This is a genomic window from Terriglobus tenax, assembly GCF_025685395.1.
Taxonomy (GTDB): Bacteria; Acidobacteriota; Terriglobia; order Terriglobales; family Acidobacteriaceae; genus Terriglobus; species Terriglobus tenax.
Map to the genome: position 1 here is coordinate 600,517 of NZ_JAGSYA010000004.1, position 22,386 is coordinate 622,902.

At 58.6% G+C, this 22,386-nt stretch carries 9 protein-coding genes; 4 read left to right on the forward strand and 5 right to left on the reverse strand.

Going from position 1 to position 22,386, the window contains the following annotated elements; translation table 11 throughout:
- Positions 1–115 precede the first annotated feature (115 nt).
- Together OHL13_RS08060 and OHL13_RS08065 are read left to right on the forward strand one after the other, a co-directional pair.
- The gene (locus OHL13_RS08060; RefSeq protein ID WP_263409617.1) at positions 116–3,526 is read left to right on the forward strand and encodes a TonB-dependent receptor; all 3,411 of its coding nucleotides are present in this window, start codon (positions 116–118) and stop codon (positions 3,524–3,526) included.
- A 74-nt stretch (positions 3,527–3,600) separates the two neighbouring features.
- Positions 3,601–5,424 carry an alpha-amylase family glycosyl hydrolase gene (locus OHL13_RS08065; RefSeq protein WP_263409618.1) on the forward strand — a complete coding sequence of 608 codons (1,824 nt, stop codon included), beginning with the start codon at positions 3,601–3,603 and terminating at the stop codon, positions 5,422–5,424.
- 69 nt (positions 5,425–5,493) lie between these two features.
- Here OHL13_RS08065 and OHL13_RS08070 read toward each other — a convergent pair whose 3' ends face one another.
- From OHL13_RS08070 to OHL13_RS08080, 3 genes are all read right to left on the reverse strand, one after another.
- The gene (locus tag OHL13_RS08070; RefSeq protein ID WP_263409619.1) at positions 5,494–8,955 is read right to left on the reverse strand and encodes a TonB-dependent receptor; all 3,462 of its coding nucleotides are present in this window, start codon (positions 8,953–8,955) and stop codon (positions 5,494–5,496) included.
- 190 nt (positions 8,956–9,145) lie between these two features.
- Positions 9,146–11,011 carry a glycoside hydrolase family 2 protein gene (locus OHL13_RS08075; RefSeq protein ID WP_263409620.1) on the reverse strand — a complete coding sequence of 622 codons (1,866 nt, stop codon included), beginning with the start codon at positions 11,009–11,011 and terminating at the stop codon, positions 9,146–9,148.
- Positions 11,012–11,093: 82 nt separating this feature from the next.
- Entirely contained in the window at positions 11,094–12,092 is a 999-nt protein-coding gene (locus OHL13_RS08080; protein ID WP_263409621.1) for a LacI family DNA-binding transcriptional regulator, read from the reverse strand.
- 217 nt (positions 12,093–12,309) lie between these two features.
- Between OHL13_RS08080 and OHL13_RS08085 the strand changes: the two genes are divergently transcribed.
- Entirely contained in the window at positions 12,310–15,741 is a 3,432-nt protein-coding gene (locus OHL13_RS08085) for a TonB-dependent receptor (RefSeq protein ID WP_263409622.1), read from the forward strand.
- A 91-nt stretch (positions 15,742–15,832) separates the two neighbouring features.
- Here OHL13_RS08085 and OHL13_RS08090 read toward each other — a convergent pair whose 3' ends face one another.
- On the reverse strand, positions 15,833–16,723 hold the full coding sequence (locus OHL13_RS08090) for a LysR family transcriptional regulator (RefSeq protein WP_263409623.1): 891 nt from the start codon (positions 16,721–16,723) through the stop codon (positions 15,833–15,835).
- A gap of 85 nt (positions 16,724–16,808) precedes the next feature.
- Between OHL13_RS08090 and OHL13_RS08095 the strand changes: the two genes are divergently transcribed.
- Complete coding sequence (locus OHL13_RS08095) at positions 16,809–17,729, forward strand: DMT family transporter (RefSeq protein WP_263409624.1); 921 nt, start codon at positions 16,809–16,811, stop codon at positions 17,727–17,729.
- Here OHL13_RS08095 and bcsA read toward each other — a convergent pair.
- Positions 17,726–22,240 (reverse strand): UDP-forming cellulose synthase catalytic subunit, encoded by a 4,515-nt coding sequence (gene bcsA / locus OHL13_RS08100; protein ID WP_263409625.1) that lies wholly within the window; start codon positions 22,238–22,240, stop codon positions 17,726–17,728. The two genes, OHL13_RS08095 and bcsA, sit on opposite strands and share 4 nt — an antisense overlap.
- Positions 22,241–22,386 lie beyond the last annotated feature (146 nt).

The window sequence follows — 22,386 nt, forward strand, 5'->3', positions numbered from 1 at the left end:
GAAAAAGGGCCGGGCGTGGATTGCGAAGAGATGCATGAAAGCGACAAGGTTCTCGCCGCAGCCTGAAACTCCCCCGCAATACAGACGGAGACAGGCGGCCTTTTGGAGGCGGTATATGACATCGACACATAGCCCTGCGGTTATAAGAATGGGCATCCCCGGATGGCTCGCCATGGTTCTATGCCTGGCGCTGCTTTTCCCCGGCTCGCTGCTGGCACAGTCCGACACCGGGCGTGTAACCGGAACCGTAACCGACGCAACCGGCGCGGTGATTCCCGGTGCGACGGTTACCCTGGCGAACACAGACACCGGCGCAAGCCAAACGGCGACCACCAACGGCGAAGGCTTCTATAACTTCTCAGCCGTGGTTCGCGGAAACTACAAGGTTGAGGCCACGATGGCCGGCTTCGCCAAGAACTCCCAGACGCTGGTGTTGCAGGTTTCTCAGGTAGCCACGGCAGACTTCCATCTTCCTCCCGGGGAACAGAGCACGACGATTGACGTAACGTCCGCGGCCCCGGTAGTCAATCTCTCTACCTCCTCCACGGGAGCGGTGATCGAAGGCCGCCAGGTGACGGAGCTGCCGATCAATGGCCGCAACTTCACACAGCTGGCCACACTGGTTCCCGGAGTGACGCGCGGTGCCTTCTCCAGCGATGCCTCCGGCCGCAACGGCAACTCGGAAAGCTTTCGTTACAGCGATAGCGGCGGCGCGGCAATCTCCGCCAACGGCATGCGGCAGCAGGCCAACAACTTCCTTCTGGATGGCACCGATAACAACGAGTCCCTGGTGAATGGCATTGTCTTCTTCACCCCGCCCGAGGCCATCCAGGAGTTTCGCGTGGATACCTCCGTGGCTCCCGCGGAGTTTGGCCGGGCCGGTGGCGCCATCATTAATACCTCGGTCAAGTCCGGCACAAACGCCATTCACGGATCGGTCTTTGGCTACTACCGCGCTGCGGCGTTTGATGCCAACCCGAACTACTTCAACCCGACAGCAGCCAAGCCTTCGTTCCAGCGCAAGCAGCTCGGCTTTGCCGCCGGCGGACCGATCTGGAAGGACAAGATCTTCCTGTTTGGCGACTACCAGGCGCTGCGCCTGAAGCAACCACAGGACGTGGGCTTCCATACGGTTCCGACCGCACGCATGCGTACCGGCGACTTTGGTGAACTGCTGGGCCAGGATGTCACCACGGTTCCCGATGCCTCGCTGACCGGCTGCGCGACGGTAAAGGTTGTTGGTGCAATCTACGACCCGACGACCTGCCTCCCCTTCGCCAACAATGTGATTCCGGCGGCGCGTCGTACGGGAGCTGCCATCAACTATCTGAATGCCTACCCCCTGCCCTCGCGGGGAGGCCTGATCAACAACTACTACGTGGTGCGCAACCAGATCCGGAACTTCAACGACTTTGATGCCCGCCTCGACTTCCATATCTCGCAGAAGGACTCGGTCTTTGTCCGCTACAGCTATGGCCAGGACAACTTCGACGTCAACAGCGAGTTTACGAATCTGCCCGCCGGTTTCGCTTCGGGCGCGAACGTCAGCCATCCGCGCGGAGCGGCCGGTGGTTATACCCGCATCTTCACTCCGAACCTGGTCAACGAGTTCCGCTTCGCGTACGTGCGGCCGCAGTTCGGCTACATTCCACCGATGTTTGGAACACCGGTGTCACAGAACCTTGGCATTGTGAATGCCAACCGCAATGCCCTGCTGGGAGGCGGAGCTTTGATCGGCGGCAGCAATACGCAGATTGAATATACTGGTGACGGCGGCCCCTACAACGTGCCGGAGAAGACATTCCAGTACGCCGATGCGCTGAGCTGGACGCATGGCAACCATGCCTTCAAGTTCGGCGCCAATGTCATTCGCCGCGAGGTGGACTTCTTCCAGGGCAACAATGCCAAGGGATACTTCATCATTGGCGGCGTGAACTATCCGGGAACAGGCCGCTTCACCGGCTATGAGACCAGCGAACTGGTGGCTGGCTTTACGGACTACCGCATCGGCTCTGCCAGCACATACTTCAAGACCTTCAGCTGGGAGACAGGCTACTTTGCCCAGGACGACTGGAAGATCAGCCGTCGCCTTACGCTGAACCTTGGCCTGCGCTATGACCTGTACACCTACCCCTACGAGCAGAACAACAACCAGTCGAACTACGACGTTGCCGCAGGTATTCTGCGTGTGGCCGGAACCAACGGCAACTCGCGCAGCCTGATTGATACGGATAAGAATAACTTCGCTCCGCGCATCGGCTTTGCGTATGACGTCTTCGGCAATGGACGCACCTCACTGCGCGGCGGCTATGGCATCTTCTACTTCGTCGACCGCGGCGGTGTAGGCAACCAGCTCAGCAACAACCCCGGTTACAACGGATATAGCGAGTACCGCGCCTCGGACGGCTACCGCATTACCTTCATGGGGCAGGGGCCGCTGAATAACAACAACAGCACGGCTGCAACCAACGCGCTGCCACTACCGCAGTTCGGACCGGGCTCAGTGAATCTGAATAACCCGACGAATGTTGGGCTGATTGCCCAGCCGAAGAACAGCCAGAACAGCGCCGCTCAGAGCTGGAACCTGCAACTGCAACAGCAGCTTGGCCACGCAACCAGCGTCAACGTCGCCTATGTCGGCACCAAGAGCGACCACCTGATGACATGGTTCAACCTGAACTCGCCTGTCATTGGCGGCAACGGGACCGCGGGGCTGTATCCGACCCGTGGAACCATTACCTATGGACTGGCAGGCGGTTCCGCAAACTATAACGGACTGCAGGTCTTTGTGAACCGCCAGCTATCTGCCGGGCTTCTGGCAACGGTAGCCTACACGTGGTCGCATACGCTGGATAACTCGAACGGCGCCTTCAACAGTGGCACGTCAAGCGCCGGCGCACGCGTCTTCATTAACTCCGGCGGACCGAACCTGCTTGCGAACTACGGCAGCAGCGACCAGGACCAGCGGCATGTTTTCACCGCCAGTGCGCTGTATCAGCTTCCGTTCGGACGCGGCCGCACCTTTGGCCGCAATATGAACCGCGCCCTGGATGAGGTGATTGGCGGATGGCAGACCAACACCATCCTGTCCTTCGCCAGCGGCACGCCCATCGATCTTGACCTGACCAGCGGCAAGATCGATATGCGTCCCGACCTGGTTTCCTTCCAGAAGGTCGGTCGCAAGCTGATTACCGGCAGCGTCAACACCGGCAATCAGACATACTTCAACGCGGTTGTGACGGCTCCTCCGGTGAATGCCTCCGGCATGTATACCCGCATCGGCACGCTGAGCCGCAATAAGTTCACCGGCCCGGGCTACAACAAGGTGGACTTCTCCGTGTTCAAAAACTTCTCCATCACGGACCGCGTGAAGGCAGAGTTCCGCGCGCAGGCCTACAACGTCTTCAACCACCCGCAGTTCAACAACCCGCAGACGAACGCTGCCAATGCCGACTTTGGGACCATCAACGGCATCCGTCAGTACTCTGAGCGCCAGATTGAGTTTGCTGGACACATCAACTTCTAACCGGGGTTGATTCGTATGGAACGGCACCGCGCTCGCGGTGCCGTTCGTTTCTCACGCAAACGCTGGAGGCGGATGTGAACAGGAAGATTCGGGCTTTGGCGGCAGGCATCGTATGGTGTGCCGCCGCCGCCTGCGCGCAGACCAGCGCGCCGAAGATTGAAAAGATCGACCCACCCAACTGGTGGGCCAACATGCCGAAGGCGATGCTCCTGGTAAAAGGAGAACACCTGGACGGAGCTGCGTTCTCGACCAGCGATGCACGCCTGCGCGTCGACCATGTCAAGACATCCGCCAACGGGCACTGGGCAGAGCTATGGCTTACTGCTTCACCGCAGAAGCCGGAAGAGATCACCCTCTCCGTCAGCAACCGTGCGGGCAAAGCAACTGCGCGGTATCCCTTCCTGAAGCGCCGCGAGACAAACGATGGATTTGCGGGATTCTCCTCGAAGGATGTGATGTACCTGATCATGGCGGATCGTTTCGCGAATGGCGATCCGAAGAACGATGACCCTGGCGGTCGCGACAAGATTCGCGGCTGGCATGGCGGCGATCTGCGCGGCGTGATGCAGCACCTGGATTATCTGCAGGAGCTTGGCATCACGACCGTGTGGCTGACGCCGGTGTACCAGAATCGTGAAGAGGACAGCTACCACGGCTACGGCGCGACCGATCTCTACGCCGTCGATGAACACTATGGCGCCATGGATGACTTGAAAGCGCTGAGTGCGGCACTGCACCAGCGCGGTATGAAACTGGTGCTGGACACGGTGCCCAACCATGTAGGCCCAAGGCATCCGTGGGTTGACGATGAGCCCGAGCCGGACTGGTTCCACGGAACCAAGGCAAAGCATCGCGTGGCGCAGGGCGACTTCAAACCGCTGACCGATCCGCATGCTCCATGGCGCGACCGGAAGGATGTAACCGAAGGCTGGTTCGCGGACATCCTGCCGGACATGAACCAGCAGAACCTTGCCGCAGCTCAGTACCTGACACAGAATGCCGTGTGGTGGACCGAGACGACAGGCGCCGATGGCCTGCGCATCGATACCTTTCCTTATGTGGACCGCGCGTTCTGGACAGGCTTTCATGCGCAGCTGCACACGCTGTATCCCAGGCTCACTACTGTGGGTGAGGTCTTCAATCCCGATGCCACCATCGTCTCTTCCTTTGCAGGCGGCATCACACGCAATGGCGTGGATACAGGCCTCGACACGCCTTTCGACTTTCCCAGCTACTTTGCGCTGCGGGATGTCTTCCTCAAGGGCGAGCCGATGACAAAACTGGCAGAGACCTTGCGCTTCGATGCGCTCTATCCGCATCCGGATCGTCTCGTCCCGTTTCTGGGCAATCACGACACGACGCGCTTTCTAGGCGAGAAAGGTGCGAGCCTGCAACGCATGAAGCTGGCCTTCGCCATGCTGATGACCATGCGCGGCATGCCGCAGATCTACTCTGGCGATGAGATCGCCATGACCGGCGGTGAAGACCCCGATAACCGCAGAGATTTTCCTGGAGGCTTTGCCGGCGACCTGCATAGCGCATTTACTCCCACCGGGAGGACGCAGGAGCAGGAAGAGATGCATGCGTGGGTCAAACAGCTTGCGGCGCTGCGCCGCGGTCACACCGAACTCCAGGAGGGCGAGGAACAGATTCTGTTCGCCGGCAAAGATACGCTTGTCTTTGTGCGCGGGCAGCATGGAAGCGCGGGCCGCAGAATCGTCGTTGCCATCAACCGCGCGGCGAGCAATCAGGATCTGCATATCCCGGTCGGCGATACAGCGATTGCTCAAGCGGCCTCTGTCGAGTCGCTGATGGGAAACGCCCCCGCCACGTTGACCGGAGGGATGCTTGATCTAAGTATCCCGGCTGAGTCTGCCGTGGTTCTGCAAGTGCAATAAGCTGCTTCGCTCCACTTCCTTCTTTCTTCACGGGAGAGCACCTGCCTCTCCCGTGAAGAAAGGAAGTTCCTAGAAGAGGATTCGGGCGCCCAGCTGCATCTGCCGCGGAGGGAACGCGGATGAGATGGTGCCGAAGTTGCTGTTGCTTGCATTCAGGTTCAGGCCGTTGAAGTTCGTCCGGTTCAGGACATTGAACATATCCACCTGAGCCTTGATACGCACGCGCTCCGTAATGGGGAAGTACTTCGAGAGCGTGGCATCCATTTGTGCAAGTCCTGGTCCCACGACACCGCCCACCGGAGCATTTCCATAGTGATTGGCCTGCGTCTTCGCCGTCTGAATGTAGGCCTTGGAGGAGGCATTGCAGGTTCCTCCCGTGCCGTTGTTCAGATAGCCGCAGATGCCGGCATGATTGTTGTAAACCTGGACTCCCGGTACATAATCGGCGCGAACCGTACCGAGCTGAATGGTTGAGGTCTGCTGCACCGTGTAATACGCTCCGCTTTGCAGGCGCGCTACACCGCTGAGCTGCCATCCGCCTGCCGCTTCCTGCACCAGGAAGGAGTGCCCTTTCAGTTCAGGAGCCTGCAGGACGAAGCTGGCGACAAAGGCATGACGCCGGTCGTTCGACAGAGGGCCGTAGTTATAGGCCTGGTTCTGCCAGTTTTCCAGCGTGATGTTGTTTCCGGCTGAGTCGCCAAGCGCCTTCGAATACGTATAGGAGAGAGTTGTTGTCACAATTCCCTTCCGCTTGGAGGCAAACAACTGCAGCGCGTTGTAGTTGTAGTTGGAGTCGAAGCGGTTCGAGTTGATCGCATTGAATCCCTTATAGGGATTGAGTGATGCGATCGACTGCGGCGTTGGCCCGGAGGTTGGGTTCTGGTTGGCGAAAGTGCTGGCAACGTCCGGAATGTTGACGTTTGGCTGGCGAAGCTGATGCCGCGAAACACTGCCTACATAGTTCGCTTCCACCAGGATCTGCCACGGCAACTGCCGCTGCACTCCAAGACTGTACTGCCATGTGTAGGGATTCTTGTTGCGCGGATCTACCGCGCTGATGGACGCCTGCAGTCCGGTATTGCTTGCCGAGAGCGAACCCAGCGTTGCAAGGTTGCCGTTGGCGAACTGCGTGTTCTGCAGGAAGGGTGGCAGATTGAGCTGGCTGAAGACCAGGTTGCCCTGCGCACGGTAAAAGAAGAGACCAACACCGCCGCGAATCGACGTCTTGTCATCGGCGGCATAGGCGAATCCAAAGCGTGGACCGACCGCTCCCTTCATGCTGTAGAAGCCGCGCGGCGCACCCGCAGGAATCTGCGAGAACAGGGCGGTATTCACATTGGGCACGCGCTTCTGCTGGTCTGCGGGCACTCCGCTGCCAACACGGACCAGGCCGTTGTAAGGATTGCCCACACCGGGGTTGGTGATTGTGCCACTGGAGGAAACGGTGACTGCATTGGCGGGGTTATAGACCGACGCATCAAAGTTGGTCATGTTATTGCCCTGCGCGTAGAAGGGCTGCAGCCATTGGAAGCGCACGCCATACTCCAGGCTCAGCCGACGGGTGACCTTCCACTGGTCCTGCGCAAACCACTCGATCTGGTTGAAGCGGAAATGACCGACCGGGTCAGCACTGGCTTCCGAGTAGTTTTGAAAGTTTCCAAGGAATGCATCGGCCATGGAATAGCAGGTCGTGTTGGCGTTGGTCTGCCGGCAGTTTGAGGAAGCTGCTGTCGCCGTGCCGTTCTGGTTGAAGCCAACCGTGCCCGTATAGTTGGAACGGCCATTCTGATCGACGCGATCACGAATATACGCCACACCAAACTTCATGTTGTGATTGCTCTTGATGTAGGTGATGCTATCCGCCACCTGAATGTCCGTGGATGGCGACAGAAGAGCAAAGTTCGGTCCCTGGAATCCGGCAAAGTTCGAGATATTGATGATGGGAATGCCGTTCGGATACGGTCCGACATTCGTATAGAGCTTCTGATACTGGAAGCCGTAGGTTTCCCTCTTCCAGAGATTGCCATACGGGGGGATACGCTGGGCTGCCCAGCTTGTGTTGACCTGTGCCTGGTTGATCAGGTTCGGACGGATCGTCCAGGTCTCGCTCAACAGATAGCTCTGTCCAGGACGGTTGCGGGTGGTCGGTGTTGTATTCAGAATGCCGCTGTTAGAGAACGTGCCGAAAGGATCGATCAGCGTGTTCTGGTCATGAATCCAGCGCCCAAACAGCGAGTGGCTCTGGTTGATGACGAAGTCGAAACGGACCAGGTCCTGGTGGAAGTTCAGCGGGTTCGAAGGCGCCAGCGTCAGGTTGTTGGCAACGAACGCATCCCGATAGCTCAGTCCACCGGCAATGATCGCCTTGTAAATTCCGGCAATCGACTTGCCATCGGGTGTCATCAGGCTGGCCACGTTGTTATACGGAACCGGATTCGCCGTTCCCGGGTAATACAGCTGCCCATACGAATTGGTGGGCGCCGAGCAGACACCGGCTCCATTGAAGGACCCGCCCGCGGAGGAGCAGAGCGCGGAGAAATCACCATTCAGCATGGCCGTGCTGGGTACCGTGAAGTTACTTGCAACGGCTTGCTGGCGAAGTCTCTTCCACTCCTCGCCGACAAAGAAAAAGAGCTTGTTGCGAATAATGGGGCCGCCAATGAAGAAGCCAAAGTCGTTGTAGATGAGCTGGGTCTTCTTGCGTGCGATGTAGTTGGTGGCATCCAGGTAGTTGTTCCGCAGGAACTCGAACGCTCCTCCGTGGAAGGCATTCGTTCCGCTCTTCGTAACGATGTTGAAGGTTGGCCCCTGGGTACGTCCATACTCGGCCGAGGAGTTCGAAGTGTTGATCTTCACTTCGCCGATAAAATCGGCACCGACGTTGTTCATCAGCGATCCGTTGGAGCCGGCCACCTGGTTATAGGCGCCGTCAACGGTCAGGTTGTTGGAATCGGAACGATTGCCGTTGATGGTCTGGTTGTTGGAGGCCAGCGAGGTTGTGACAGAGAAGATGTCAGGATTGGTGACCACCGCTCCGGGGATAAGCGTGAGTAGCTGCGTGTAGTTGCGGCCGTTCAGAGCGAGGTTCTCCACCTGCTTGGAGTCGATGACGCGCGCCAGTTCTCCGGAGGTTGTGTTCAGCGCTTCAACCGCGCCTCCCTGCACCTCAATCACTTCCGTTGTCCCGCCAAGCGAAAGGCTGAAGTTCGACGTCAGCTTCGCGTCCGCCACAATGGTGACACCGCTTTGCTGGCTCGTCTTGAACCCCTCGTGCGAAATGGCCAGGGTGTAGGTTCCGATCGGAAGGTTGGTCAGAATGTAGCCACCCGCCGCATCGCTTTGCACCGTGCGGACCGCACCGGTGTTCTGTTCCGTAACTTTGATGGTTGCGCCGGGAAGGTCAGCTCCCGTTACGTCTGTGATGGTTCCCGTAATTTGCCCGAAGCTGCTCTGCGCCATCGCGGTTTCGCAGTGCACAAGGCATAGCGGCAGCAGGAAACCTGCAACCAGGTTGAGAAAAATCTTTCGCATCAGCCACCTCCAAAAAGAGCCGGCCTTGTCCCACGGGCCAGCCGAACGACCTCAGTCAATTAGGGAACTTCGACTCGAGTCTTCTGAGGTCGCCGGAGATTTTGTTGCATCTTTGAAGGAATTGTCAAACGCTAAATTACACAGCGTTCAGGAAACGGAAAGATTGTTTGCGCGATACCCTTCCGGCCAGCTACTCGGGTTTTACCGGGGGATCCTCCGTGTAAGCATGCTTCACCAGCGGGACGCTCTGCTTTGGCTCCATCTTTTCCGAGAAAAGCCCCTTCCGGTTGTAACCATCCTGCAGGCGGGGGATATTGCGCGTCGACGAGCGGAAGTCCATCAGCACCCACGGCGTAACGCCGCGCATCTGCGGAATCTTACGGATCATGTCGAACTGGTGACGCAGCACGTTCACCTGCTGCTCTTCCGTCCACCGGTCATGGATGCCGCCATGATTTCCGAACTTTGCCTCCGCGCCAAACTCCGACATGATGAACGGCTTCTGCGGAAGGACCCATGTCTTGCGGTCTGCCTCCTCTGCCGTTCCTTCATACCACCCGATGTACTGGTTCTGCCCCACAACATCCAGGGCGGGCATCAGGGGGTCTTCCTGCACGACACGATCTTCACTCACCTTCGGTCCGATCAGGGCAGAAGTAATTAGCCGCGTGGGATCCTCGTGCCGCGCTTCATTGGCAAGGTTGGTCAAAAAGTGCGTGCGGTCGGCATTGTTCGGCGTCTCATTGGAGACAGACCAGAAGATGATGGCGGCCTTGTTCCGGTCGCGGCGAATCATCTCATGCAGCATGACGACGGCCTTGTCATAGACCTCCGGCTTGCTGAATGAGATTCGTTGCCACAGTGGAATCTCTGACCAGACCAGGATGCCCTCATGGTCCGCCATACGCAGCATCCGCTCATCATGCGGGTAGTGGGCAAGCCGTACAAAGTTTGCATGGATTTGATGCAGCATGCCGAAGATGTTTTTGACATCTTCCTCCGTGTTCGCGCGCCCTCCGCGCACCGGCGCTTCCGCGTGCATATTCGCGCCAAGCAAAGCGATCGATTTCCCATTCAGCAAAATGCGCGTACCGTCTACGCGAATATCACGGAAGCCAATTGCATCCGTAATGGCATCGTTGCCTGAGCGGAACTCAACATTGTAGAGCTTGGGAGATTGCGGGCTCCAGAGCTGAAGACCGGCGGCTCGCACCTCGAACGAGGCTTTGCCGTCGGCGTCTGTCACTGCCTCGGCTGATACCCGAGCTTCGGGAATACGGATCGTCACCTGCTTTCCGGCACCTGCGCCTTCCATGTGAACATAACCGGCCAGAACAGGGGTATCGGCTGCGGAGAAGCTCGATGCATGCTTCAGGTGAACGTCATAATCGTCGATGAAGGACGACGGCACCGTGACCAGCGAAACATCACGCGTAATGCCGCCATAGTTGAACCAGTCGTAGCTGACGCTCGGGATGTCGTCCTGATGCCGCGTTGAGTCCACGGCCACAACAACAAAGTTGTTCCCCGGTGCCAGCAAAGCGGTCGCGTCGCAATCAAATGGGGTAAAGCCGCCTTCGTGGTTGCACAGACGCTTGCCGTTGATCCAGACCACGGAACGGTAGTTTGCTGCTCCGACATGGAAAAAAGTGCGCGTACCGGGCGCGGGCTGAAAGGAAAAATCTCGTTGGAACCACACCACGCCCTCAAAACGAAACAGGGTCGGGTCCTGTGTGTTCCAGTCACCCGGAATGTTCATCACGGGCGCCGTGCTGAAGTCATACTCCGAGTTATGGGGCCCTGAGCTGATGTTTGGATGCGTATTCAACGCATAGCCATTGTCACGAATCCTGCCCTCTCCGTCGTAGAGTTCCCGCGATGGCGGCTGCTCCACCAGGTAGTGCCATGGGCCGTTCAGGGAAACAGCCTTGCGATGGTCCACGCCAACAATCAGCGTGCGCAGCGGCGTCTGCGCCGCAAGAGCGCTGCTCATGAGAAGGCTGGCCACAACGGCCAATGCTGCGAAACAGAAGCTCTTGCGGGACCAGCCGTTCATTCGTTTCCCCTTGATGTTGAATTCGCATTTGAAGCGGTAAAGACTGACGGATGCGAAGTGTACCGGGTGCCGGTGCGCTCGATCAAGCCTTCCGCCCGGCTTTGCAGCCGCACGACTCCCGGATAGTGAGCGATACGGGCAGAATGGTACGAACGCTCGGCGAGGTGAACTCGCGGTTGATGCGTCGCAGCAGCTGCCGCGTTGCAACATTTCCCAGTTCCGCGGCCGGTTGCCGTACGGCTGTAACCGCGGGAGTGATCAGGGTGAAGAAATCGACATCGTCAAACCCCACCAGGCCAATGTCTGTTCCCATTTTCAAGCGAAGATCGCGCAGGGCTTCAATCACCCAGATGGTGGAGGCGTTGTTGGCCGTGAACAGAGCATCGGGACGGCGGTCTCCACTCAATAAATCTTTCAAGGCTTTATAAGCGCTCTCTCTCGATTTCAATTCCAGCACGCGGGAGTATGGGAGCCGCGACCTTCGAAGGCAGTCCTTGTAGCCTGCGACGCGATCCTTCATGGTGAGCAGATGGCCGTTTGCCTGAACACAGGCAATGCGCTTGTACCCATGTTCCACGAGGTGACTTGTTGCCATGGCAGCGCCTGTGCGGTTCTCCACACCCACAGAATCTGTTGTTGCCACTTCAATGGGCCGGTCAATGGTGACAACCGGAGTGCTGCTGCCTGCAAGCTCTTTAAGATACGGAGCGCGGCTCTGGGCGGGGACGAGTAGAATGCCATCCACAGGATGGTGCGCCATGGCCTCCACCTGTGCGGTTTCAATCGCAAGGTCGTCTTCCGATGCTGCAAGCCATACCAGGTATCCGTGTTCGCGCGCTGTCTCCTGCACGGCATGGCTTACGACGGAAAAAAATGTGTCGGAGATATCCGGAACAATCAGACCGATGGAACGCGACAACTGCCCGGTCAGTACCCGTGCCGCGTGGTTCGGTTTGTACTCCAGCTTACGGATCGCATCGCGAATCTTCTTCGCCGTCTCGGGTGTTACATAAGGATGACCGTTGATCATCCGCGAAACGGTCATGGGAGATACGCCGGCAGCCTTGGCTACATCCTGCAACGTGGACCGCTTTTTCTTCGAATCTTGATGCAAGCAGTGCCTCGTATCTGAGAGAGCTATCATACCGTTCGCGGGTGATGGACGGCGACAATCCACAATAAAATTACCGAACCTATCTTGACAACTCTTCTCCCGAACGCATACATAGATGGACGCTGTGATAGCGCAATCATATTCATCGCCCAAGAATGATGCTGTTTCATATTTAGGAGGCAAGATGAAAGTTCACGAATTCCCTGTTCGTGTGTTTCTCGTCGTATTCTTTTTTCTATTTCTGGCAAATAACCCGCTCCAAGCCCAAGACACATCCTCTCTTACCGGAACGATCACGGACGCATCGGGCGCCGTTGTCGGGAAGGCCAACATTACCCTTCGCAATACCGCAACCCGCGCCGAAGTTCATGCCACCTCGAACGATGCCGGCAACTTCACCATCACCAACCTGGCATCTGGCACTTACACCGTGCGTGCGGAAGCCAGCGGTTTTCAAAGCATGGAGTTCAGCGACGTCCGCCTGGACCCAAATATCGGACGCCGTCTCGATATTTCCATGAAGGTCGGCGAAGCATCCGCCTCCGTCACCGTGGAAGCCGGCGCCAACGCAGTCCAGACCGAAAGCGGATCGGTTGGTCAGCTGATTACCGAGGAGCAGGTCAAAAGCATCCAGCTCAATGGCCGCAACCCGCTTTATCTTTCCCAGCTTGAACCCGGCGTGGTGCGCAACAACTCCATGGCTGCTTTTTCCTTCGGACTGGATAACGGCATCAACGTCAACGGAGCACGTTCGCAGGAGAGCCTGATCACCTTCGACGGCGCGCCCATGGTTCGTACCCGTTCCAACGGCACCAGCGTTGGCGTGGCCGATGTCGACTCCACATCGCAGGTGCAGGTACTCACCACAAGCTATCCGGCTGAGTACGGCCGCACCTCCGGCGGACAGACACGCATCATTCCCAAGAGCGGCAGCAGCAACTTTCACGGCAGCGCTTTTGAATACTTCCGCAACACCGTGCTCAACGCCAACACCTGGTCACGCAATAACACAGGCACCAAGCGACAGGCCTTCCGGTTTAACCAGTTTGGTTGGAACCTGAATGGACCAGTGATGATTCCCGGCCACTTCAACACGGGCCGCAACCGCCTGTTCTTCCTTCTGGGGCAGGAGTGGATTCGCTACAATCACGATGACTTCGCGCAGCAACGTGTTCCCACCGCGCTGATGCGTCAAGGCAACTTCAGTGAGCTTCTGACCACGAATATCTTTTACAACACCCCGGTACAACTTGCTGATCCGGTGACCCGTGTTCCTTATGTAAACAACATCATTCCACCCAGCCAACTCAGCACCAATGGTATCGGGCTTCTGAATGCTTATCCCGCGGCAAACACGTCGAACAACGCCAACAACTGGACGGATTCTGCTGGATACATTGAGAAGCAGCGCAAGGATAGCATCGTTATCGATTTCAGCCCCGTGGACGCGCACCATCTGCGCTTCAGCCTGCTGAACTACAACTACAACGACTACGAGCCCCACTTCGGCAACTTCAATCTGAATCCGAGAATCTTTACCCGTCCGAACCAGATTGCCGTGCTGCGCTACACCTGGACCATCAGCCCCACTCTGGTAAACGATGCCTTTGTCTCCGGTGCGGCCGACCACGTCAACATCAACATCGATACGTCGCTTGGCCGCTACGACCGCACCAAGTACGGCATCAACTATCCGTATCTCTACTCCGCATCCACCAAGACGCTGCCGAACAAGATTCCCACCGTGCAACTGACAAACTTCGGCACGCTGGACGGGGGGCCTTACCCCTCACGCTCGGGCGGCATCGTGTATGACGTTGGTGACACCCTGACCAAGGTCATCGGCAATCACACGCTGAAGTTTGGCGGTGTGTGGGAATACGCTGGCGAGAATAACTACGACCAGATCAGCGTCGATAACACCCGCCCAGGAACGACGAACAATCAGAACGGCCTGTTCGTATTTACTGATCAGCGCGGAGGCACCAGCACTTCGTATGTGCCTACGTCCAATGCTGCAGTTGCCAACGTAGCCCTGGGATTGTTCGATACTTATGGCGAAATTGGCCAGCGTTCGTATACGCTCTTCCGTGGCAACATGGTGGAGGGCTTTGCTCAGGACCAGTGGAGGACCAACAGCAAGCTTGTGCTTGAGTTTGGTGTTCGCTACAGCGTGATGATGCCCTACCATGCGCTGTGGGGAAACCAGGCCTTCTTTAGCCCCAAAGACTACAACCCTTCCCTTGCCCCGACAGTTAGCACAACCACTGGATTTGTCACGGGCGGCGATCCTCTGAATGGTGTTGTCATCCCCGGCACAGGATTCCCGGATAAGGCGAAAGGCCACGTTCCGGACAACATCCTGAACGGTGGCTATCAGCGCCTGTTCCGAGGCTACGGCTCGGGATACCACCCGACGGTCTACACCAACATTCAACCCCGCTTTGGCTTTGCCTATCAGATCTCGCCGGGAACGGTGATCCGTGCAGGCGGCGGCCGTTACGTGCAGCGCCTTGGCATCAGCGACACGGTACACGTCGGTGGCAATGCTCCGTTCCAGCCTGCTTCCGGTGTAACGCGCGGCTCGGTCGACAACCCGGGCGGCATTGGCACCAACGCAACGCCGTTGGCCTTCACCTCACAGTCGTACATCTATCCCAGTCCCGAAGCCTGGGGTTGGAACCTGACCGCCGAGCATGAGTTTCCGGGCATCGGCACCTTTACGCTGAGCTATGTTGGCCGCCGCGGTTACCACCTGGAGCAGCTTGCCAACATCAACCAGTTACAGCCGGGAACGCTACAGGCCAATCCGGGAGTCAATACCGATGCTCTGCGTCCGTATAAAGGCTTCTCCACCATCATCGAAGCGAACAACCGTGGAGGCTCTTTCTACCACGCCATGCAAGCCAACCTTAAGCGTCGCCTGACCAAGGGATTCCTCTTTGGAGTGGCTTATACCTGGTCCAAGAGCCTGGATTACGGCTCGTCCAACGGAACCAGCCTTCCCAATGCATTCAACAACTCCAACATGTACGGTCCCAGCGACTTTGATATTCATCATGTGCTGGTCACCAACTACGTTTGGGATATCCCCTACGGCACACACGCGACCAACTGGGCTGCACGCTCCATCCTCGGCAACTGGCAGTTTTCAGGAATCATCCAGGCGCAGAGCGGACGTCCGCTTTCGGTCTCGCGCAACCTTGACCAGGCAGGCGTTGGAGCAGGCTCCGGTAACCAGTTCTACGTTCACACACGCGATCCGCAGCTTCCGCACCAGTTTGCCGGTCCCAAGGGAACGGCCCAGTGGTTTGAGACTGCTGTCTTCCAGCCGGCTGCAGCAGGAACGTTCGCTGGCCGCGGATCGCGCAACAATATCTATGCCCCCGGCTTCAACAGCTTCAGTGCAGCGCTGCAGAAGGCAATGCATATCATTCCTGACCATGAAAATCATCAATTGATTTTCAAGGCCGAGGCTTTCAACTACCTGAATCACCCGAATTGGGATAACCCGGATGTCTCGCCCACCAGCGGCACCTTCGGCCGTGTAACTGGCAAGGGCAACACCTACTCCTCAGAACGCCAGCTCCAGTTCAGCCTGCGTTACGCGTTCTAAAGCAACGCCCCGCTGCACATACCGTGCGGCGGGGCATTCTTTAGCTCGTCCTTTCGAGGGTCCGTCTTCTCATGCGAGCATGGAGATGCTTTCACCGTTCTGAAAGCATCTCCATCGCCATCGTCCAGAAGGCCTGCATCACCGGCGAAAACCATTTGTCGCGATGGCGTACGACCTGCGTATACACATACAGCCGTTTCTCCGGCCATGGCAAAGCCACCAGGCTTCCCTTCTCAACTTCATCCGCGACCACAATCTCCGGCAGTACCGCGATCCCCATGCGTGCAAGCGCACACTGCTTCAATGCCTCGACGCTGGCGAACTCCAATGATTTGCTGACGCGGCCGCCGCCCTGCGACAGTGTCCGCTCAAACAGTGCGCGATAGCTGCAACTGCGCTCGGTCAGCAGAATCTGGTGCTCCGCAATCTGGCTGGCAGTTATTTTCTTCTGGCCAGCCAGCGGATGCTCTTTCGCGACCAGCGCCAGCATGGGTTCGCGGCGCACGCGCTTGACCAGCAACTGCGGCACTTCAATCGGCTCATCAATCGTGATCGCGATGTCGATGCCCGGCTCCAGCGGGCTGACGGAGGCACACTGCGTCGTTGTCTGCAGCGTGAGTTGCACGCCAGGATAGCTGCACTGGAAGCTTCGCAGCAGATCGGGCAAACGATAGGTCAGCAAGCTCTCCGATGCCGTAATCACCAGGGGACCCACGACCTGTCCGCTCTTCTGAACAGAGGTCCGCGCCTCTTCCGCAAGTGAGAGCAGACGGTTCGCATACGCCAGAAACTGCGTGCCCGCCGTGGTCAGTTCCACCTGCCGTCCCAGGCGGTTGAACAACGGCAGGCCGAGTTCGCCTTCAAGCGCGTGCACCTGTGCCGTCACGCTGGACTGCGCGTAATGCAACTGGTTGGCGGCGCGGGTAAAGCTTTTCTCCCGCGCAACCTCCGCAAAGGTCCGCACCTGCTTCAGGTCAAGCATCTTTCGCTCCTATCAGGAATTTCGATGCAACCGATCATATCAATTCGCTGGACGCGATTGCCATTCCCTGAGAAGGTTGATTGCTATGAAGCCAAAGCACATCGCGCAGATCTTTCTGCTCTCCGCAGCATGGGGTATCTCGTTCCTGATGATCCGGATCGCCGCGACCGTGTTTCCTCCGGTCTGGGTCGGCATGCTGCGTTCCGGTTCGGGTGCGGTACTGCTCCTGGTTCTACTGGCCATCCGTGGCAACAGGCTTCCGCCGCGAAAGATGCTGCCGTGGCTTCTGGCAGTCGCTCTGTTCAACAACGCGATTCCGTTCAGCTTCTTTGCCTGGGGAGAGCAGACCGTCCCCAGCAACACCGCCGCCGTGTTGAACGCCACCGTTCCTATCTGGACCATGCTGCTGGGCATGGCCGTCCATCGGACGCGCATGGGTATCGCCACGGTGCTCGGCGTGCTGATCGGTTTCGCCGGCGTATCGCTGGTGGTTTACAGCCGCGCCTCGGATCCGGCTCAAAATCAGGGCAGTCTCGTGCTGGGCATCGTGGTGATTCTGCTGGCCACGCTTGGCTATGCCATCGCAACAACGATCGCCAAGGCCAAACTACAGGGGCTTGATCCCGTGGGCCTGGCATCTTCTCAGCTTGCACTCGCGGCCTGCATGCTGGTTCCGGTTGCGGCGCTGACGCGGCATCCTTCGCACTTCGCGCTGCAGCCGCTGCTGGCCATCCTGGTGCTTGGCTTTATCGGAAGCGGACTTGCGTTCTACCTTTACTTCAATCTACTGGCCCATATTCCGGCAACACATGTTGTTGCGGTGACCTACCTGTTGCCGGTGTGGGGTATCTTCTGGGGCCTGGTGGCGCATGAGCAGATTGCGCCCATGGCCTATGCCGGTGTGCTGGTGGTGATTGCAGGCCTGGTGCTGATGAACACCAGCCTGCGAAAGCCCTCCCCTAAGCAGGAACCATCGCCAGCAGTCTGCAAGGTGGTGGAGCCTTAGCGCTCCACCACCTCGTAGCCAACCGCCAGGCGGGCACGGGCACGGTCTGCAATAAACTGCCGCAGCCACACGGCCAGCACAAGGCTGAACGCCACCATCGCAATCACCAGCGAGATGAAGTACTGCGCCATCCAGATTCGCATGATGCGATAGGGCGACAGATTGCCGACGTGATACACGCGGCTGTTCATGCCATACGACTCAAACCTGCCGCCGCGCAGAAGGCTGACCGAGCTGCCGATATCGCTGGACTGCGAACGCTCCACGAAGACATCTTCAAACGGAACCGCCGCTCCATCATCGCGCAACGCCACAAGGATGATGGAGCGGCCGGGGGAAACGGGCGACTCCACACCTTCGATCATCGCGTCGATGCGGCCACCTTCATTCGAGGGAACCTCGCGCGTGACCAGACGCCCGATCAGGCGCTGCCACTGGTCCTTAATCTGCGCCAGAGCTCCCTGCTCTTCCCGCACCTGGATACCCTCTGCACTCAGCGTGACGGGAAGCGAGGTACCCAGGGACTGAAAGACGGGCTGGCTCTGCACACTGCCCAGCACCAGGTAATCGCGGTCTTTGCCAAGCACGGCGTCAGGACCGGCAACCTCCAGGCGAAGCGCCGGATAGCCCGTCTGCGAACCGGAGTGACTCATCAGATGCAGGTAGAGAGAGATCTCATTCGCCGTTGGTGACGCGGGCAGAATGACGGTTGTCTCCGAGAGATCGGCACGCCGCGTAAACGGGAAAGCCGCGTTAGCGAACAGTTCCAGATCAGGCAGGCTGGCGTAGTGCGGCAGCGTCCGGATATCGAGCGCGGAGTTTGCCAGGATCTCGCCCTGCGTCGGGGCCCCGGTCTTCACCGGAATAAAGTCGAAGCTGAACTGCAGCGTATTACCGAACGGCCGCATGGCGGCCACCGGCACCACAATCTGCCGTTGACGGTCAAGCACGCCGCCGCCCTGCTGCAGGGGAGCTTCATTCACCAGCGTGCCGTTGACATAGGTCCGCAGCGCCGAGCCCGGCGCGATCACGGCGGAGTTGTAGCGATAGCTCACAAGCATCCGCAGGTTCTGCACCTCGCCGTAGAACAGGTCCGGCGGAACGTGGAAGTAGATGGGCACGGGGTGAGAGCCGTCGGTCTTCAACTGATCTTTGCTGGCATAGTCCGCCAGGCTGATCAGCCGGTTCGTCGGCATCCAGCGTGGAGCATCATCCACGCCGCGCGTCGCCGGCAGCGTGGCATCGTTGATGCGGAGCGTATCGCCTTCTCCCTGTCCGGGGTCTACAACCTTGGTAGTCAGCGCGCCTTTGCGCAGGGCAAGCCCGCGCGCGGCGGCCAGCAACTGGTCTTCATCGTTGCCGGCAATGATCAGCACGGTCCCGTTGGCGTCATACGGGTTCGCCCGCATGGCCACATAAGGGCCGGGCTCCGGTTGTGCGGGACGCAGGCTCTCCGGCAGCTTCGATGCGTTTTCGGCAAACAGAACCGCATTGCCGGAGGTCAACTGCTCCACGGAAGCGGTGTAACGAATGGGACGTGGCCCCACCTGCGTGCCGAACCACGAAGCCACAATACCCGCAGCCTGCAATGTCTTCAGGCCGGGCTGCGAGAGAAAGACGAACGGAATGTTCGTCGGCGTCTGCAGATCGCGGTCAAGAAACGGCATGGGTAACAAGCTGATATCGTTGCGGAATGGCAGCGTGTCACCCGTCACCTCAACGATGGACGATGCTCCGATCCATCCCTGCGCCGTTGCCTTGGCCTGTGCTTCGGTCTGGAAGACACCGTTGCTGGTGAACTCGAAGGTCAGTCCGTTGCTGCGGATCAGGGCGTCGCTCGGCAACTCCAATTCCGCATACGCATAACCACCGGTATTCACCACCGGAAGATCGCCCACGTTGGTGTTGTTCACCGAAACACGCAGCATGCCCGCGTGCGGAATAACGCTCGGAGCCAGCTTGTAGCTGACCTTCAGCACCGCCCGCCGCGCCACAAAGGTATACGGCAGCGAGAAACCGACAGGATAGTAGTTATGCGGTCCGCGTAGTTCGAGAGCGCCATCCACTCCCATTTCTTTCAGCGTTATCTGGATGACCTTCCCGGTAACAGGCACGGAAGCAGAAGGAGCCGCCAGCAAGGATGCATTCACGGAGGTGGGTGCAGGAGCAACCACGGGGGCAGTCTGCACCGGTGCGGCAGCCGCGGGCTTTGCGGCTGCAGGCTGAGGAGCAGCAACCGAAGCCGGTGTCACACGTTTCGGGACGGCGGTCTTCTTAACCGGCACAGGAGCAGAAGGCTCATTCCCCACCGACGGAGGACGGTAGGTCTGCGACGGCAGTTGCACCTGCGGAGGCGCGAATTGTTGATCGCTGGTCTGTCCATGGGCAAGCCCACCCAGCAGCAGTACCGCGAACAGGATGACGTTCTTGGACGAGAACAGGCCGCGTGTCACCTGGTACAGGCCCGTCATCGAGAGCCGGGTCACGCGCAGGAAACTGATGAGCGGGCGGTCGACTTCGACCTCGCGTTCAATGCTGACCCACGAGTCGGCACGCGAGTAGAGCACACGCGCCAGCGTCTCCTGCTCCACCACCGAGGGATGGTAGAAGGCCACGCGGATTTCGTCCGGAAGGATGGCCAGCACCCTTGCCTTCACCGTGCGGGACTTCGTCTGCAAAGGGAAGGACATCTCAACAATGTCGCCCTTCTGCGGCTGAACACCGCCATCCAGCACGATCGACGCTCCGCCTACGGAGATATCGTAGGTGTTGCCGGAACATTCTGTGCCGTCCGGCATCCACATACGGATGGCGATCTTCGCCTCAATCCGGACAGCCTTGCGGCGCTGCTTCTGCTCATGGGCGCAGGCAGCAGCCACGCCCAGAATAATGATGTTGAACAGGATCCACGCCGCGTTGCTCAGTACCGTTCCAGGATGGGTCGGATCGGTCACCAGGTAACGATAGGGCGCCATCGCCAGGCCGATCAGGTTGAAGAGCAGCAGCCAGCTGGTAGGCGCGGCGATCGAAGAATCAAAGCGCGTCTCCATCAATGTGCTTCCCTTGTCCGTCACGTTGAACTTGCCCAGCTTGGGATTCAGCAGGGCAAGCGTCGTTGGCATCAGGATGTACGGCGCCAGCACCGTCTCGTAAATCTCATTCCAGAAGGAGTGGCGGTGCGTTCCCTGCACGCGCGAGTTCGTCATGCTGGAGATGATGAGGTGCGGCAGGGCATACGCCAGAATCGCAACCCAGTAGCCGGGAATAATCGTCCGGCTGAAGATCATGTACATCAGCGGAGCGCACAGAAAGACCAGTCGCGGAATGGCGTACAGGAAGTGCGCCATCGCATTGAAGTAGCACATCCGCTGTGTCCACTTCATGCCGCGCGCCAGCAGTGGATTGTCAATGCGCAGGATCTGGATCATGCCGCGCGCCCAGCGGATACGCTGCCCCACGTGCGCTGCCAGGGTCTCGGTCGCCAGTCCGGCGGCCATCGCAATATTCAGGTACGCGGTGTTGTAGCCCAGCTTCTGCAGACGCAGAGAGGTGTGCGCATCCTCGGTCACCGTCTCCGTGGCAATGCCCCCCACCTCATCCAGGGCTTTGCGGCGAATCACCGCGCAGGAGCCGCAGAAGAAGGTGGCGTTCCACAGGTCGTTGCCGTCCTGGATAATGCCGTAAAACAGCTCGCCTTCATTCGGAATCGTGCGGTACTGCTGCAGGTTCCGCTCAAACGGATCGGCCGAATAAAAGTGGTGCGGCGTCTGCAGCATCGCCAGCTTTTCGTCCTTCAGAAACCAGCCCACGGTCATCTGCAGAAAGCTGCGCGTAGGCACGTGGTCGCAGTCAAAGATCGACACCAGCGGCGAGTCCATCGTCTCCAGCGCCGTATTAATGTTGCCGGCCTTGGCGTGGGTATGTTTTTCGCGGACCTTGTAGCCGATACCTGCTTCTTCGCAGAACTGGCGGTACTCGTCGCGGACACCGTCATCCAGGATATAAACGTGCAGCTTCTCCGGCGGATAATCAATGTTCAGCGCCGCAAGCGCGGTATAGCGCACCAGCGAGAGCGGCTCGTTGTAGGTGGGAATCAGCAGGTCGACGTCCGGCCATTCCGCCTCATCGGCCGGCAGCGGCACCGGGCGGCGTTGCAGCGGCCACACCGTCTGGATATAGCCCAGCACCATGATCAGGATGGTGTAGACCTCGGCCCCCAGCAGGATCAGCATGAGGATCGAATCGATCTTGTAGGGATTGTTTGCTTCGTCGGAGAAGTAGTCGACCAGCTGGCCGATACGCCACCAGCCATAGCGCGTGGTCGCCGTCACCGAGAGCAGCATCAGGCTGATGGTGACCACCTTCGAGGTCGAGACACGGTTCATCACAAGGGCCGTGACGACCAGAACAGCGCCGAGAATTGCCTGTTTTTGCCAGCTCAGGTACAGGCTGATGAACTGGAATGCAAAGAACAGGGCCACAAGGACGATCAGCCAGCGGACAACTCGCATCAATATGCCGTCACTCCAGGGAATTCTGAATGGCCCATTGTCGCTTCCCTCGGCCACAGGTCCCGCTCAACTTTCCGGGGTATTTCCTTCATCACAATACCACTCACCGAAAGACTGCCGGAGCCACCCGTATCTATAACCGGAAG